General features: G+C 72.5%; 12 protein-coding genes. 9 read left to right on the top strand and 3 right to left on the bottom strand.

Features of this window, described 5'->3' with window-relative positions:
- Positions 1 to 349 precede the first annotated feature (349 nt).
- Positions 350 to 2,215: a translational GTPase TypA gene (gene typA, locus OP04_RS15100; protein WP_033340318.1), complete on the bottom strand. Its 1,866-nt coding sequence runs from the start codon at positions 2,213 to 2,215 to the stop codon at positions 350 to 352.
- A gap of 109 nt (positions 2,216 to 2,324) precedes the next feature.
- Here typA and OP04_RS15105 point away from each other — a divergent pair, with 109 nt between their 5' ends.
- From OP04_RS15105 to OP04_RS15120, 4 genes are all read left to right on the top strand, one after another.
- Positions 2,325 to 3,668: a DedA family protein gene (locus OP04_RS15105; RefSeq protein WP_051797938.1), complete on the top strand. Its 1,344-nt coding sequence runs from the start codon at positions 2,325 to 2,327 to the stop codon at positions 3,666 to 3,668.
- Positions 3,669 to 3,679: 11 nt separating this feature from the next.
- Positions 3,680 to 5,353, top strand: coding sequence for a CocE/NonD family hydrolase (locus OP04_RS15110; protein ID WP_033340619.1), 1,674 nt, complete (start codon positions 3,680 to 3,682; stop codon positions 5,351 to 5,353).
- 170 nt (positions 5,354 to 5,523) lie between these two features.
- Positions 5,524 to 6,591, top strand: coding sequence for a sporangiospore maturation cell wall hydrolase GsmA (gene gsmA / locus OP04_RS49655; RefSeq protein WP_051797941.1), 1,068 nt, complete (start codon positions 5,524 to 5,526; stop codon positions 6,589 to 6,591).
- Between the two features lie 9 nt (positions 6,592 to 6,600).
- The gene (locus tag OP04_RS15120) at positions 6,601 to 7,659 is read left to right on the top strand and encodes a glycosyltransferase (protein WP_051797943.1); all 1,059 of its coding nucleotides are present in this window, start codon (positions 6,601 to 6,603) and stop codon (positions 7,657 to 7,659) included.
- 172 nt (positions 7,660 to 7,831) lie between these two features.
- On the opposite strand, the gene OP04_RS15125 is transcribed toward OP04_RS15120, so the two are convergent.
- Complete coding sequence (locus tag OP04_RS15125; protein ID WP_033340319.1) at positions 7,832 to 8,419, bottom strand: TMEM165/GDT1 family protein; 588 nt, start codon at positions 8,417 to 8,419, stop codon at positions 7,832 to 7,834.
- A gap of 342 nt (positions 8,420 to 8,761) precedes the next feature.
- On the opposite strand from OP04_RS15125, the gene OP04_RS15130 reads away from it, so the two are divergent.
- From OP04_RS15130 to cynS, 5 genes are all read left to right on the top strand, one after another.
- Positions 8,762 to 11,119, top strand: coding sequence for a putative bifunctional diguanylate cyclase/phosphodiesterase (locus tag OP04_RS15130; RefSeq protein ID WP_051797945.1), 2,358 nt, complete (start codon positions 8,762 to 8,764; stop codon positions 11,117 to 11,119).
- Between the two features lie 67 nt (positions 11,120 to 11,186).
- The gene (locus OP04_RS15135) at positions 11,187 to 11,885 is read left to right on the top strand and encodes a RibD family protein (protein ID WP_033340320.1); all 699 of its coding nucleotides are present in this window, start codon (positions 11,187 to 11,189) and stop codon (positions 11,883 to 11,885) included.
- A complete protein-coding gene (locus OP04_RS15140; RefSeq protein WP_033340321.1) occupies positions 11,882 to 12,325 on the top strand; it encodes a deaminase in 444 nt (147 codons plus the stop codon). Before OP04_RS15135 ends, OP04_RS15140 begins: the two co-directional genes overlap by 4 nt.
- Positions 12,326 to 12,382: 57 nt before the next feature.
- Positions 12,383 to 13,150, top strand: a complete 768-nt coding sequence (locus OP04_RS15145; RefSeq protein ID WP_033340322.1) for an IclR family transcriptional regulator — start codon at positions 12,383 to 12,385, stop codon at positions 13,148 to 13,150.
- 237 nt (positions 13,151 to 13,387) lie between these two features.
- Entirely contained in the window at positions 13,388 to 13,831 is a 444-nt protein-coding gene (gene cynS / locus OP04_RS15150; RefSeq protein WP_033340623.1) for a cyanase, read from the top strand.
- Here the strand turns inward: cynS and OP04_RS15155 are convergent.
- Positions 13,822 to 14,949, bottom strand: a complete 1,128-nt coding sequence (locus OP04_RS15155) for a TetR/AcrR family transcriptional regulator (RefSeq protein ID WP_198153856.1) — start codon at positions 14,947 to 14,949, stop codon at positions 13,822 to 13,824. The genes cynS and OP04_RS15155 overlap by 10 nt on opposite strands.
- Between the last annotated feature and the right edge of the window lie 18 nt (positions 14,950 to 14,967).

The following is a 14,967-nucleotide window of genomic DNA, read 5'->3' on the forward strand; positions in this document are numbered from 1 at the left end:
TGGCCTCGCGCCGAGCGAGACTCGCGCCGAGTGGCCTCGCGCCGAGTGGCCTCGCGCCGAGTGGCCTCGCGCCGAGTGGCCCCGCGCCGAGTGGCCCCGCGCCGAGTGGCCCCGAGCCGAGTGGCCCCGCGCCGAGTGGCCTCGCGCCGAGTGGCCTCGCGCCGAGTGGCCCCGCGCCGAGTGGCCCCGAGCCGAGTGGCCCCGAGCCGAGTGGCCCCGCGCCGAGTCGTCTCGCGCGTGGTGGTCTCACGCCGTGGGGACTCGCGGGTGGTGGTCTGTCGGTGGGAAGCGTGTGGATGCGAAACGCCCCGCCTACCGAATCCGGCGGGCGGGGCGTCAGGAGAAAACGTCAGTTGGAGTGCTTGCGCCGTGCCGCAGCCCGTCCGCGCTCCTGCTGGTTGAGGATTACCTTGCGGATCCGGACGGCGACCGGGGTTACCTCGACGCACTCGTCCTCGCGGCAGAACTCCAGGGCCTGCTCCAGCGACAGCTTGCGCGGCGGGATCAGCTTCTCGGTCTCGTCGGAGGTCGAGGCCCGCATGTTGGTGAGCTTCTTCTCCTTGGTGATGTTGACGTCCATGTCGTCGGAGCGGGAGTTCTCGCCGACGATCATGCCCTCGTAGACCTCGGTGGTGGGCTCGACGAAGAGGCTGCCGCGCTCCTGGAGGTTCGTCATCGCGAACGCGGTGACCGGGCCGGAGCGGTCGGCGACCAGGGAGCCGTTGTTGCGGGTGCGGAGCTCGCCGAACCACGGCTCGTACTTCTCGAAGACGTGGTGCAGGATGCCGGTGCCGCGGGTGTCGGTGAGGAACTCGGTGCGGAAGCCAATCAGGCCGCGTGCGGGGACGAGCCACTCCATGCGGATCCAGCCGGTGCCGTGGTTGACCATCTGCTCCATGCGGCCCTTGCGGGTGGCGAGGAGCTGGGTGATGGCGCCGAGGTACTCGTCGGGGGCGTCGATGGTGAGGCGCTCGACCGGCTCGCAGGTCTTGCCGTCGATCTCGCGCGTGACGACCTGCGGCTTGCCGACGGTGAGCTCGTAGTTCTCCCGGCGCATCTGCTCGACCAGGATGGCCAGCGCCAGCTCGCCACGGCCCTGGACCTCCCAGGCGTCCGGACGCTCGGTCGGGAGGACGCGCAGCGAGACGTTACCGATGAGCTCGGCGTCCAGGCGGTCCTTGACCATGCGGGCGGTGACCTTGGCGCCCTTGACCTTGCCGACCAGCGGCGAGGTGTTGGTGCCGATGGTCATGGAGATGGCCGGCTCGTCGACGGTGATCAGCGGCAGCGCGACGGGGGTCTCCGCGTCGGCCAGCGTCTCACCGATCATGATCTCCGGGATGCCGGCGACCGCGATGATGTCGCCCTGCGCGGCCGAGGTGGCCGGCTTGCGCTCCAGGCCCTCGGTCATCAGCAGCTCGGAGATGCGGACCTTGGCCATGGTGCCGTCGGTCTTGCACCAGGTGACGGTCTGGCCCTTGGAGATGGTGCCCTCGTGCACGCGGCAGAGCGCGAGACGGCCGAGGAACGGCGACGCGTCGAGGTTGGTGACGTGTGCCTGGAGCGGCGCGCCCTCGGTGAACGACGGGGCCGGGATGGTGTTCAGCAGGGTGGTGAACAGCGGGAGCAGCGAGTCGCTGTCCTCCGGCACCGAGCCGTCGGCGGGCTGGGTCAGCGAGGCGATGCCGTCGCGGGCGCAGGCGTAGACGATCGGGAAGTCGATCTGCTCCTCGTCCGCGTCCAGGTCGAGGAAGAGCTCGTACGTGTCGTCCACGACCTCCTTGATCCGGGCGTCGGGACGGTCGACCTTGTTGATGACCAGGATGATCGGCATGCGGGCGGCGAGCGCCTTGCGCAGCACGAAGCGGGTCTGGGGGAGCGGGCCCTCGGACGCGTCGACGAGGAGGATGACGCCGTCGACCATGGTCAGGCCGCGCTCGACCTCGCCGCCGAAGTCGGCGTGGCCGGGGGTGTCGATGATGTTGATGGTCACGGGGTCGCCGGTCGGGGGCACGTAGCGCACGGCGGTGTTCTTCGCCAGGATCGTGATGCCCTTTTCGCGCTCCAGGTCCATGGAGTCCATGACCCGGTCGGCGGCCTCGGCTCGGGCGGAGAATGCGCCGCCCTGCGTGAGCATGGCGTCGACCAGCGTGGTCTTGCCATGGTCAACGTGGGCAATGATCGCGACGTTACGGAGGTCGGAGCGGGTCTGCATGTCTTCTAGTGTCCCGAACCTGCGATCAATCCGTCTAATCGGGGGTCGATACCGGGTGGGGAGTGACGGGTGATGACTGGGATGCTTCTCCGATGACCTGGGGAGCGTCATGGAAGACCTGGTAGAGCGGCTGGCCTCGCTGCCTCCGGCGTTGATCTACCTGGTCGCGGCCGGGCTGCTGGCGCTGGAGACCGGGTCGCTGATCGGTCTGACCGTCCCGGCCGGGGCGACGCTGCTCCTTGTCGGGTTTCTGGCGTTCGAGGGGCGGCTGGATCTCGGGGTCGCGCTGGTGGCGATGATCACGGCGGCCGCGGCCGGGGACTCGCTCGCGTTCCGGGCCGGGCGGCGGTACGGCCCGCGGCTGCGTGCGAGCGGTCTGGGCCGGCGGGTCGGCGAGGCGCGGTGGCGGCGCGCGGACGAGCTGATCGCGCGGCACGGCGGACGGGCCATGATGATCGTGCGCTGGGTGGCGTTCGCGCGCACGCTCGCGCCACGCCTGGCGGGCGGCAGCGGCATGCCGTACCGCTGCTTCCTGCCCTGGAACCTGGCCGGCGTAGCCGGCTGGACGACCACGTGGATTCTGGCCGGGTACGCCGCGGGGGAGTCCTATCGCCGGCTGTCCGCCGCGCTCGGCCAGGCGACCGGCGCGGTGGTGGTGCTGCTCGCGGCCGTGGCCGTGGTGGCGCTGATCGGGCGCTGGCTGGGCCGGCATCACGATCCGGTCCGGGCGCTGGCCGTGCGGGTCGCCACCGTGCCGCCGCTGCGTAGGCTGCGCCGCCGGTACGGCACCGCGCTCGGCACGCTCTCCGCCCGGGTCGGCGACGGCTGGGCGCTGGTGGTGCTGAACCTGGCCGCCGGGCTGACGCTGCTGTTCGCGCTGGGTCTGGCGCTGGGCTGGCTGGTCGCGGCCACGGTGGCGGCGAGCGGCCTGTCCGGGCTGGACACGCTGGTCGCGCAGTGGCTGGCGGCCCGCCGCACCGGGGGCGCGGCGGTCGCGGCCGGGTGGATCGCCGGGCTGGCGCACGGCTGGCCGCTGATCGTGGCCGTGGCCGTGGTCGCCTGGGTGCGTGGCCGGCATCACCGTCCGCCGCGGCACGACCTGATGGGTCTGCTGGGCTCCGCCGGCGCGTTCGTGCCGCTGCTCATGCTGGTGCTGGTGGCGGCGTCGACGCAGGAGCCGGCCGTGCACCACACGCTGCTGACCGCGGGTCTGGGCCTGCTGGCCTGGCTGGTCGCGGGCGGCCGGCGCTGGCCGGTGGCGGTGGCGATCTGGACCGTGACCGCGGCGGCCGGGCTGACCGTGGTCGGCGCGCGGCTGTACCTGGGCGCGACCACGGTGAGCGGCACCGCGACCGGGGTACTGCTGGGTGCGATGTGGGCCGCCGTGTTCATGGTGGCGTGGGCGACGCGCGAGGCGCAGAAGCGCCGGGCCGAGCGGGAGGTGCTGGTGTGATCTGGGAGTGGATGTTGTCGGCCGCGCTCGGTCTGCCGACGGCGACAAGCAAGATCACGATCAAGAGCGATCTGTCGGTACGGGCGAGGGACGGCGTGATCCTGCGCACGGACCACTACGGGCCGGGGCGGGCCGGCCCGGCCGTGCTGCTGCGCACTCCCTACGGCCGGGGCGCGGCCGCCGCGCTGATCGGGCGGCTGTGCGCGGCGCAGGGCGTGCACGCGGTGGTGCAGTCGTGCCGGGGCACGTTCGGGTCCGGCGGTCGGTTCGAGCCGCTGGTCCACGAGCGGGACGACGGCCTGGACACGCTCGACTGGCTGCGCCGCCAGCCCTGGTACTCGGGCCGGCTCGGCATGATCGGCGTCAGCTATCAGGGCGCGGCGCACTGGGCGCTGGCGGCGGACGCGGCGCCGGACCTGGCCGCGATGGTGGCGGTGGTGACCACGTCCGCGATGCGCGACCTGACCTACGCCGGTGAGGCGTTCTCGCTGGACACGGTGCTGACCTGGACCGAGCTGCTGGAGGCGCAGCGGGTGCCGTGGCTGGCCCGGCAGGTGGAGCTGCGGCGCGGCCAGCCACGGCTCACGGCCGGGTTCCGGCATCTGCCGCTGGCCGAGGCGGACCTGGTGGCCACCGGCGGGACCGTGCCGTTCTTCCAGCGGTGGCTGGAGGAGCATGCGGCGGGCTCGGCGTACTGGCGGGACCGGGTGTTCGACGGCCGGCTGGCCGAGGTGACCGCGCCGGTGCTGATGGTGGCCGGCTGGCACGACATCTTCCTGCCGGCGCAGCTGGACGACTTCCGGGTGCTGCGCGATGCGGGCGGCGGGCCGAGCCTGACGATCGGGCCGTGGACGCACGGCAGCCCGGGACTGTTCGCGGCCACGCTGCGGGCCGGCCTGCCGTTCCTGACCGGCCGTCTGACCGGTGGCGATGGAGCGGGGCAGCGCGGCGGCGAGGGCACCGGGTGTCTCGCCGGCGGCGGTGCGGCGCGTCCGGCCGGCGGCGGCCCGGCTGGGGAGATCGACATCGTGCTGACCGGCCGTCCCGAGCGCCGCCGGAGCTGGCCGGTGCCGTATATCCCCACGGCCTGGTACCTGCAGCCGGATCAAGGACTGCGCACCACGGTCGCGGAGGACGGTGCGCCGGACGAGTTCGTCTACGACCCGGCGGATCCGACGCCGTCCGTGGGCGGGCCGGTGCTGGTGGCGCATCGGGCCGGGCCGGTGGACAACACGGCGCTGGAGGCGCGGGCGGACGTGCTGACCTGGACGAGCGTGCCGTTGGAGCACGACCTGACCGCGATCGGGCCGGTGCACGCGGAGATCTGGGAGAGCGGCTCCGGGCCGTACCGTGACGTGTTTGTCCGCCTTTGTGATGTCGACCGGGCGGGTGTGTCGCGGAACGTGTGTGACGGCCTGGTCCGGGTCGTGCCGGGGCGGTTTCCGGAGGACGGGGACGGCGTGTGCCGGGTGACCGTGCCGCTGTGGCCGATCGGGCATGTGTTTCGCGCGGGTCACCGGCTGCGGGTGCAGGTCAGCGGCGGCGCGCATCCGCGCTGGTCACGTAACCCCGGCACCGGCGAGCCGCTGGGCGAGGCGGTGACGCTGCGATCCGTGCAGCGCCGGGTCTTTCACGACACGGTACGACGTTCCGCCCTGATCCTTCCCGTGGAGACAAAAACCTAAATTTCCTCATATTGCCCGAAATAGGCGCTTACGCTCAACCGCGGATACGTCTATGTCGGGAAGGGGGAACCGGCATGCGCAGCGGTTCCACGGCACGTCACCGCAGAACGGGCACCGGACGCCATCGCGGGCCGAAGGTCCGGCGGGCGAGCATACGCAGGCTCGGCCCGATGGCGCTCGCGCTCGCCGGCACGCTGGCCGCGCTCGGCGGTGTGCCGGTCGAGGCGCTCGGTGCGACCGTGAGCAGCACCGTCCTCAGTCCGGGCGGGCCGCTCAACGTCCGCACCGGCGGGTCGAACGTGCACAAGAACATCGGCTCGCTGGCCAACGGCAGCGCGCTCCAGGTCAGCTGCCAGGTCTTCGGCCAGCAGATCAGCGGCACGGTCCGGAAGACGCCGTACTGGCTGCGGCTCGGCAGCGGCGGTTACGTCTCGGACGGATTCGTGCGCTGGAGCCCGGCCCGGCCGCAGGTGCCCTGGTGCGGGCCGGACGCCCCGACCGTGCCGCTCGCCCGGCCCGGCGGCGCGAGCGGGCTCAACGTCCGGTCCGTCTCCAACACCGGCGGCCGGGAGCTGCGCGAGATCAAGAACGGCGAGACGCTGCACGTGGTCTGCCAGGACTGGGGCGAGGCCGTGAGCGGCACCCAGCGCAGCAGTGCGGCCTGGAACAAGCTCGCCGAGGGCGGGTACGTGGCGGACGCGAACGTGATGTGGCCGTCCTCGCCCACGCTGCCCTGGTGCGGGCAGGCGCCGCCGACCGTGCCGCCGGCCACGCCCGAGGCGTTCATCACGCGCGTGTCGGAGCCGGCCAGGGAGGGCATGCGGCGCTTCGCGGTGCCGGCCTCGGTGACGATCGCGCAGGCCGTCCTGGAGTCCGGGTGGGGCAGCAGCGGGCTGACCCGGCGGGACCACAACTACTTCGGGATCAAGTGTTTCGGCACGCCGGGGGAGACCGCGGTGGGCTGCCGGACGTACGAGACCAGCGAGTGCGGGAAGAAGGGCTGCTACCGGACCCGGGCGTCGTTCCGGGCGTACCGCAACGCGTCCGGCTCGATGGTCGACCACGGCCGGTTCCTGACCGTGAACCCGCGGTACGCGCCCGCGTTCACGTTCGGCTACGCGCCTGAGCGGTTCGCCAAGGCCATCCACAAGGCCGGATACGCCACCTCGCCGACGTACGCGGACAACCTGATCTACATCATGCGCCATTACGATCTCACCAGGTACGACAAGATCTGAGGCGGCTTCATGGTGATGGGCGCGGCACGGCGGGTGGCGCACGCGGTACAGCGGGCACAGGACCTGAAGGTGCGGCAGCCACCGGTGATCCGCACCGGTCCGCCGACCGGCGAACCGGTGGTCTACTACCTGACGCCGGACAACCCGCGGCCGAGCGGCGGGCTGCGCCAGATCTACCGGCACGTGGACCTGCTCAACGCGTCCGGGACCGCGGCCGCGGTGCTGCACCACGAGCGCGGCTTCCGCTGCGACTGGTTCCCGAACGACACGCGCGTGGCGTCCGCGGCCGACGCCGTGCTCACGCCCGCGGACCTGCTGGTCGTGGCCGAGTGGTACGGGCCCGCGCTCGGCAGGCTGCCGGCCGAGCTGCGCAAGATCGTGTTCAACCAGAACGCGTACCGGACGTTCGACCAGCAGCCGTTCGATACCACGACGGCCGGCGCGCCGCTGGCCGGCGTGGCGAACGTGCTGGCGCTGCTCGCGGTCTCCGAGGACAACGAGGAGTTCCTGCGGTACGCGTTTCCGCAGGTCCCGGTCGGGCGGGCGCGCGTGGTCGTGGACACGGACGTGTTCTTCCCGGGCGACCGCGACGAGATCCCGGCGCGGCGCATCGCGTACCTGCCCCGCCGCCGCCGGGCCGACGCGGAGCAGGTGCTGCACCTGCTGCGGGCGCGCGGCGCGCTGTCCGGCTGGGAGCTGGTGCCGATCGACGGCGTGCCGGAGCAGCGCATCGCGGAGCTGCTGCGGGAGTGCCCGGTCTTCCTGAGCTTCAGCGAGCGCGAGGGCTTCGGCCTGCCGCCCGCGGAGGCGATGGCCAGCGGCGCCTACGTGGTCGGATTCACCGGGCTGGCCGGGCGTGAGTTCTTCGACGAGATGTTCAGCGTGCCGGTGCCGGAGGACGACGTGCTCGCGTTCGCCAAGCGCGCCGCGCAGGCGCTGGAGACCTACGAGACAGACCCGGGCGGGGTACGGGCGATGGGGCGCCTGGCCGCCCACCACATCCGCGACAGGTACTCGGCCGACGGGTTGCGCGACGACCTGGCCGCGTTCTACAGCCGTTTCCTCTGACGCGCCGCTCGCACGGCCGCCGCTCGCACGGCCGCCGCTCGCACGGCCGCCACTCGCCGTGAAGCCTGCCGCTCGCGTGAGCGCGTCACGTGCGTCGGCGCGCCACTCGCGTGATCCTGGCGTCGTTCAGGTCGTGAGAACGGCTTGAACGACGCCAGGATCACGGTTGAGGTCAGCGGAGTTCGACGACGGCCTCGGCGATCATCCAGACGCCGAAGACGGCGAACAGCACGGCCGCGCCGATCCTGATGGCCTTCTCCGGCAGGTGGCGGCCGAGCAGGCGGCCGACCAGGATCGCCAGCGCGTCCGCGGCCACCATGCCGACGGTCGAGCCCAGCCAGGTGCCGAACCAGCCGTACTGCGTGGCGAGCGTGATCGTGGCCAGCATCGTCTTGTCGCCGAGCTCGGCGATGAAGAACGCTATGCCCACCGCGATGATCGCGGACCCGGTCGACTGCTCGGCCTTCTTCTTCTCGTCGTCGGTCAGCCGGTCGCCGCGCAGCGTCCACGCGCCGAAGAAGATGAACGCGATGCCGGAGATCAGCGCGATCCAGCCGGTCGGGAGCGCGGCGCCGAGGCCGTAGCCGATGCCGACGGACGCGAGGTGCACCACCGAGGTGGCGATCGTGATGCCGAGCAGCACCGGCCAGGCGCGGTAGCGGAGCGCGAACGTCATCGCCATCAGCTGCGATTTGTCGCCGAGCTCGGCCACGAAGATCACGCCGAAGCTGACGAGGAACGCGACAAGGAAGCCGTCCATGAGGCCCTTCCGGTGTTTCGTGCCGGATCACAGGGCGCGGGCGACCTCGACCCGGCTGTGTCCTGCGCACGAACGTGCGACAGCCAGAGTCGAAGGTCTCGCCCGCCCCGGTCGGAAAGACCGAGGCCGCGTGGCCGGACACCCGTCGGGAACCTCAGGGCGTCAGTATGTCGACCACGACATTGGGAGCTACTCCCCTTCGCGAAGGACGACTATACGGCTTCCCGTCACGGTTACCAAGAGTGACAACGGACACGTGCCATTCCGGGAAATCGCATATGTCGCCGCGCGGGCGGCCGATGGTCACGGCGTTGGAATGCCCGAAATCTTCCGGAGGCCGGCGTGACGATCGCTGATCGGGTCGCACGGCCGCGGCCGTACCTGTGGCTGTGGTTCGTGCTCGGGTCCGCGACGCTCGTGGTGCTCGGCGTGCTGATCCCGGCCGCGCGCCCGTTCGCGTTCCTGGGCACCGAGATCGCGGCCGTCACCGCGATCGGCGCCGGGATGCGCCTGCACCGGCCACGCCGGATGGCGCCGTGGTGGTGCATCCTCGCCGGGCTCTCCGTGCCGCTGGTGGCGAACGTCACCTGGTTGGCGCTCGGGCTCGCCGGCGTCCGGTTCGGCTACCCGGGGCCGATGGACTGGTTCTACTACCTGATGTACCCGCTGATCTTCGCGGGCCTGCTGGGGCTGCCGGAGCGCGGCGGGAAGGGCGCCTGGCGGGCCGGGACGCTGGAGACCGGCATCTTCGCCTGCGCCGGCGCGGTCCTGTACTGGACCGTGCTGGTCGACCCGGTGCTCAACAACCTCGACGCGGAGCTGACCGCGGCCGGGAGCTTCGCGCTGGCGTACCCCCTGATGGATCTTCTGATCATCTGCGGCGCGGTGCGTCTGGCGATCATCGGCAGCGGGCGCACCGCCTGGAACGCGCTGGTCGTGCTGGCCGGGCTCAGCCTCACGGTCGGCGACACCACGTTCTTCATCCACGTGGTGGACGGCGGCGACGGACGGCTCAACCTGCTCTCCGCCTCGCTGTGCTGGCTGGCCGGCGCCGTGCTGGTCGGCGCGACCGCGCTGCACCCGGCGATGTCCGCGGGCGGACGGCTGGCGGACGTGCGCCGCACCCACCCGCATCTGATGTTCGCCAGCTACCTCGCGCTGGTGCTGATCGTGCCGGCCGCGACCACGGTCTCGCTGCTCACGGAGCTGCGGGCCGGTTCGATCGGCGCGGTGGACGTCGCGGTCCCGATGGGCGCGACCGCGGTGACGCTGGTGCTGCTGGTGACGCGGCTGACCCAGATCGCCAGGATCGCGGAGAGCCGGGCCCGTGCGCTGGTCGTGCGCGGCGCCGCGCTGGAACGCGCGCTCGCCCGGCAGGAGTCGCTGCAGGACCAGCTCAGCCACCAGGCGCTGCACGACTCGCTGACCGGGCTGCCGAACCGGCTGCTGCTGCGCCAGCGCGTCGAGGCGGCGCTGGCCGGCGGCGGCGAGGCCACACTGATCATGCTGGACCTGGACGGGTTCAAGGACGTCAACGACCGGTTCGGGCACCCGACCGGGGACGCGCTGCTCGCGGTGGTGGCGGACCGGCTGCAGACCGGGCTGCGCGCCGGCGACACGCTGGCCCGGCTGGGCGGCGACGAGTTCGCGGTGCTGCTGCAGGACGTGGCCGACCGGGACGCGGTCACGATCGGCGAGAAGCTGGTCGCGCTGGTCCGGCGGCCGGTCGAGGTCGGCGACCACCGGCTGCACACCACGGCCAGCCTCGGGCTGCGCACGCTCGACGCCCGGCTCAGCACGTCCGAGATGCTCCGCGACGTGGACCTCGCGCTCTACGCGGCGAAGGCGGCCGGCAAGGACCAGGTGGTCAGCTTCGACGAGCGGCTGCGCGCGGAGCAGCTGCACCGCACGCGCACGGTCGACGGGCTGCGCGCCGCGATCGACCGCGCCGACTTCGCCGTGCACTACCAGCCGCTGGTCGACCTGCGCGACGAGCAGACCGTGGCGGTCGAGGCGCTGATCCGGTGGACGCCCACCGACGGCCAGCAGATCAGCCCGGACCAGTTCATCTCCGTCGCGGAGGACAGCGGGCTGATCGTGCCGATCGGCGCCTGGGTGCTGCGCCGCGCCTGCCTGGACGCGGTCGCCTGGCACCACCGGTACGGCGTGCGGCTGTCCGTCAACGTCTCCGTGCGTCAGCTGCGCGAGCCCGACTTCGCGCACGTGGTCCGGGAGGCGCTGGAGATCTCCGGACTGCCCGCGCACGCGCTCACGCTGGAGATCACCGAGAGCGTGCTGGTCGCGGACGGGGGCGGGCAGGCGCTCGCGCACCTGGCGGCGCTGCGCCGGGCCGGCGTGAAGGTCGCGGTCGACGACTTCGGCACCGGCTACTCGTCGCTGGCCTACCTGCAGCACCTGCCGATCGACAGCATCAAGATCGACAAGGCGTTCGTGCCGGTCGAGGGCCCGGAGGGCGCACAGCAGGTCTCCCTGATCCGGGCGATCATCGACCTGGCGCGCAGCCTCGCGCTCGGCACGGTCGTCGAAGGCGTGGAGACCGCGGACCAGGCCCGCCTGGTGCACAGCCTCGGCTGCCACCTCGGGCAGGGCTACCACTTCTCCCGGCCGATCACGGCCGACGCGGTCGACCGGCTGATCGCCGCTGACCGGCTGCTTTTTGACGTGGGTCACGTGCGTTAGGGCCTGTCCGGGCGTGCTGGACCACTACGCTGACGATGTCGGGTTCGTCGCGCGCCGGGGGGTTGTCATGGGGTCGCCGCGTCCCTACACGCTGCTCAGCTGCGCCATGTCGGTGGACGGTTACATCGACGACGCGTCCGCCGAGCGCCTGGTCCTCTCCAACGACGCGGACCTCGACCGCATCGACCTGATCCGCGCCACCTGCGACGCGATCCTGGTCGGCGCCAGCACGGTGCGCCGGGACAACCCGCGGCTCGTGGTGCGCTCCCGTCGCCGCTCCGCGGACCGGGTCGCCCGCAGCCAGCCGCCGTCGCCGGTCAAGGTCACGCTCACCCGCTCGGGCAACCTCGACCCGGCCGCCCACTTCTTCACCGTCGGTGACGCCCGCAAGCTGGTCTACGCCTCGTCCACGGCCACGCCGGCGCTGGTCGGCAGCCTGGACGGCCTGGCCACCGTGGTCGACGCCGGGCCGGACGTCGCGCTCGAGTGGGTGCTGGCGGACCTGTCCGCGCGCGGCATCCACCGGCTGATGGTCGAGGGCGGCGCGGCCGTGCACGCGGAGTTCCTCGCCGCCGGCCTCGTCGACGAGCTGCAGCTCGTGGTCGCGCCGTTCCTGGTCGGCGATCCGGCCGCGCCCCGGTTCGCCGGTGGTGGCGCGCTGCCGTGGCCGTCCGACCAGCGAATGACGGTCGCGGAGGTCCGTAAGATCGACGACGTGGTGCTGCTGCGTTACCTGCTCACCGACCGCTTCGAGGTGGCGGTGTGACGGCGGACCTGCTGTGGCTGGGCCGTGCCGTCGAACTCTCCCGTCTCTGCCCGGTCTCCGGCAGCGCGTTCGCCGTGGGCGCGGTCGTGGTCGGGCCGGACGGGCGCGAGCTCGCCACCGGCTACTCCCGCGAGACGGACCCGCACGATCACGCGGAGGAGACCGCGCTGCGCAAGCTCCGCGGCGTGGACCTGTCCGGCGCGACCGTCTACAGCTCGCTGGAGCCGTGCAGCCGGCGGGCGTCGCACCCGCGCACCTGCGCGGAGCTGATCCTGGAAGCGGGCATCCCGCGCGTGGTCTACGCACTGCGCGAACCGCCGGTCTTCGTCGAGGGGGACGGCGCCGCGCTGCTGACCGCCTGCGGCGTCCAGGTGGTGCATCTGGAAGAACTGGCCGATGAGGTACGCCGGATAAACGCGCACGTGCTGTCGTTGCACTAGGGCGCGTTCGGTGGATCCACCACACACGCCCTGGCGGTCGCTGGCTACAGTTGCGCGATGAGCAACACGGGTCCGGCTCCGGTCCAGTCCGTCGACCGCGCCGTGACGGTGCTGGAGATCCTCGCCCGGCGCGGCGAGGCCGGCGTCACCGAGATCGCGGCCGAGCTGGGCGTGCACAAGTCCACCGCGTTCCGGCTGGTCGGGGCGCTGGAGCACCGCGGCCTCGTCGACCAGCTCAGCGACCGCGGCAAGTACCGTCTCGGCATCGGCATGGTCCGCCTGGCCGGTGCGGCCGCGGCCCGGCTCGACCTCACCGTCTCCAGCCGCGCGGCCTGCGAGAGCCTCGCCGACGACCTCGGCGAGACCGTGAACGTGGCGGTCTTCACGGACGGTTACGCGATCAACATCAGCCAGGTCCGCGGGCGCGCGGCCGTCTCCAGCTACAACTGGGTGGGGCAGCGCACCCCCGTCCACGCGACGTCCAGCGGCAAGGCGCTGCTGGCATTTCAACCGCCGGGGGTACGCGACGCGGCGCTGGCCGGCCCGCTCGAGCGCTTCACGGAGCACACCATCGGCACGCCCGCGGAGCTGTCCGACGTGCTCGACGCGGTGCGGCGTACCGGCTGGGCGTTCACGGCGGAGGAACTCGAGGTGGGGCTGAACGCGGTGGCCGCGCCGGTCCGCGACCACGAGGGCGCGGTGGTGGCCGCGATCAGCACGTCCGGGCCGTCGTACCGGCTGACCGCGGACCGGTTTCCGGCGGTGGCCGCGCGGGTGCTGGCCGCGGCGCGCGAGGTCAGCGTGCGTCTGGGGCATCTGGCCTGAGCGTTACGTTTCGCGTTTTTCGGCTCGGAAGGGCTTGAGGCAACGGCCCGTGGCGTCAGGGCGGTGTGGTTTCGGTAATCGGGCCAGCCTCCTAGGAAGCCGTGAGCGGGTGTGACCGGACGGGCGCGGGGTCCTGCCTCTCGCGGAGCTTGCTTCCGCGGTCTCAGGATGGGGTGGAAAAGCGGGAACCTGGGGGATGATCGTCGATGTCCGGTGTCTGCTGTGGAGGGAGTGCGGATGTTGACGAAGAGTGAGGCGGCGCAGGAGGTTCGGGCGGCGAAGGTGCGGCTGGGGCTGACCTGGGCGCAGATCGCGGAGACCGTGAACCGGCCGGTCGGCTGGGTGACGACCGCGCTGCTGGGCCAGCACCCGATGGGCGAGACGGAGGCCCGCGCCGCCGCGGAACTGCTGGAGCTGGACGAGGGCGTGGTGGAGGCGCTGCGGCTGCAGCCGAGCCGCGGCGCGCTGGAGTCGGTGGTGCCGACCGACCCGACGATCTACCGGTTCTACGAGGTGCTGCAGGTCTACGGCCCGACGATCAAGGAACTGATCCACGAGGAGTTCGGCGACGGCATCATGAGCGCGATCAACTTCCGGATGGACGTCCGGCGCGAGCCGGACCCGGCCGGGGACCGCGTGGTCGTGACGCTGGACGGGAAGTTCCTGCCCTATCAGTGGTAGGCCGCGACCGCGTGGCAGGCGCCGAAGCCGGTGGCGCGGGCGGTGATCCGGCCGTTCGCGACGCGGATCGCGGCTTCGGTGCCGTCGCCGGGCGACGGGATCCCGGCCGCGGTCGCGATCGTGCCGGTCTCGTCGTGCACGATGCGCAGCCGAGGCAGCGCGGTCGGCGGGACCGTGGCGCGCAGGCAGGCCGCGATGTCGGCGACGACGAGCCGGGCGAGCGGTCCGAGTTCGCCCGGGTCCGCGGTGACCAGCACCAGCGTGACCGGCTCGTCCGCGCCGCGCAGTGCCTCCTCGACCGCGGTGAGCCGGTGCAGCCCGAGAACCGCCACGATGCCGTCCTCGGTCAGCGGCGTCGGTCGGTCCCGCAACGCGTCCACGGCGCCGGCGGGCGGCGTCCACGGCGCGTCCACGGCCGCGGCCGGCGCGGTGAACGGCAGGTGCGGAGGCGGCCAGCCGGCCCCGAGTGACGGCTGCTCGCCGCCGAAGGACGTCGGCCGGTTGCCGGTGGGTGGCTCGCCACCGTCGAGCGGGGCCGGACCGTCGCCGAGATCCAGGCGCGCCAGGTGGGCGACGGCGGCCGTGATCGCGAACGGGTCGACGAAGTGCGGGGCCGCGGCGGCGAGCTGGCTCGCGCCGTGGAGGGTGGTGAGCGCGGCCTCGGCGGTGCGGACCATGCGGTCGCGGCCGTTCTCCATCCGCTCCAGCACCAGGCCGAGGATGAGCGCGGAAAGGCCGGTGAGCTGCGCGAACGGTAGCTGAAGCGACTTGGCGACCATGATCTCGGGCAGCAGTTCGGCGTCCAGTCGCGGGGCGTCGGTGACCATCTGGAGGCGGGCGGTCCAGGCGCGGGCGAAGACGGCGAGCGCGTCCGCGACGGTCCGCGGGCGCGCGGGGGGCACCTCGGCTCCGGGGGCGTCGGCCAGCGCTTCCAGCAGCACGGTCAGGTAGAGCGCCCGCTTGCTGGTGAAGTTCGAGTAGACGGCGCCCCGGGTCAGCTCGGCGCGCTCCGCGATGTCGTCGATCTTCGCGTCCCGGAAGCCACGGGCCAGGAACTCGATGCGCGCGGCCGCGATCACCTTCCGGCGGTTGTGCTCCTGCATCTCCGCGCGGGTCATACGTGCCACAGCGGCGAT

The organism is Catenuloplanes japonicus, assembly GCF_000717135.1.
GTDB lineage: Bacteria > Actinomycetota > Actinomycetes > Mycobacteriales > Micromonosporaceae > Catenuloplanes > Catenuloplanes japonicus.

Excerpts from the sequence above, each read along its gene's own strand:
- OP04_RS15105 (WP_051797938.1), top strand. The coding sequence starts at position 2,325 with ATGGAAGACCTGGTAGAGCGGCTGGCCTCGCTGCCTCCGGCGTTGATC.
- OP04_RS15125 (WP_033340319.1), bottom strand. The coding sequence starts at position 8,419 with ATGGACGGCTTCCTTGTCGCGTTCCTCGTCAGCTTCGGCGTGATCTTC.
- OP04_RS15120 (WP_051797943.1), top strand. The coding sequence starts at position 6,601 with ATGGTGATGGGCGCGGCACGGCGGGTGGCGCACGCGGTACAGCGGGCA.
- gsmA (WP_051797941.1), top strand. The coding sequence starts at position 5,524 with ATGGCGCTCGCGCTCGCCGGCACGCTGGCCGCGCTCGGCGGTGTGCCG.
- OP04_RS15155 (WP_198153856.1), bottom strand. The coding sequence starts at position 14,949 with ATGACCCGCGCGGAGATGCAGGAGCACAACCGCCGGAAGGTGATCGCG.
- cynS (WP_033340623.1), top strand. The coding sequence starts at position 13,388 with ATGTTGACGAAGAGTGAGGCGGCGCAGGAGGTTCGGGCGGCGAAGGTG.
- typA (WP_033340318.1), bottom strand. The coding sequence starts at position 2,215 with ATGCAGACCCGCTCCGACCTCCGTAACGTCGCGATCATTGCCCACGTT.
- OP04_RS15110 (WP_033340619.1), top strand. The coding sequence starts at position 3,680 with ATGTTGTCGGCCGCGCTCGGTCTGCCGACGGCGACAAGCAAGATCACG.
- OP04_RS15145 (WP_033340322.1), top strand. The coding sequence starts at position 12,383 with ATGAGCAACACGGGTCCGGCTCCGGTCCAGTCCGTCGACCGCGCCGTG.
- OP04_RS15135 (WP_033340320.1), top strand. The coding sequence starts at position 11,187 with ATGGGGTCGCCGCGTCCCTACACGCTGCTCAGCTGCGCCATGTCGGTG.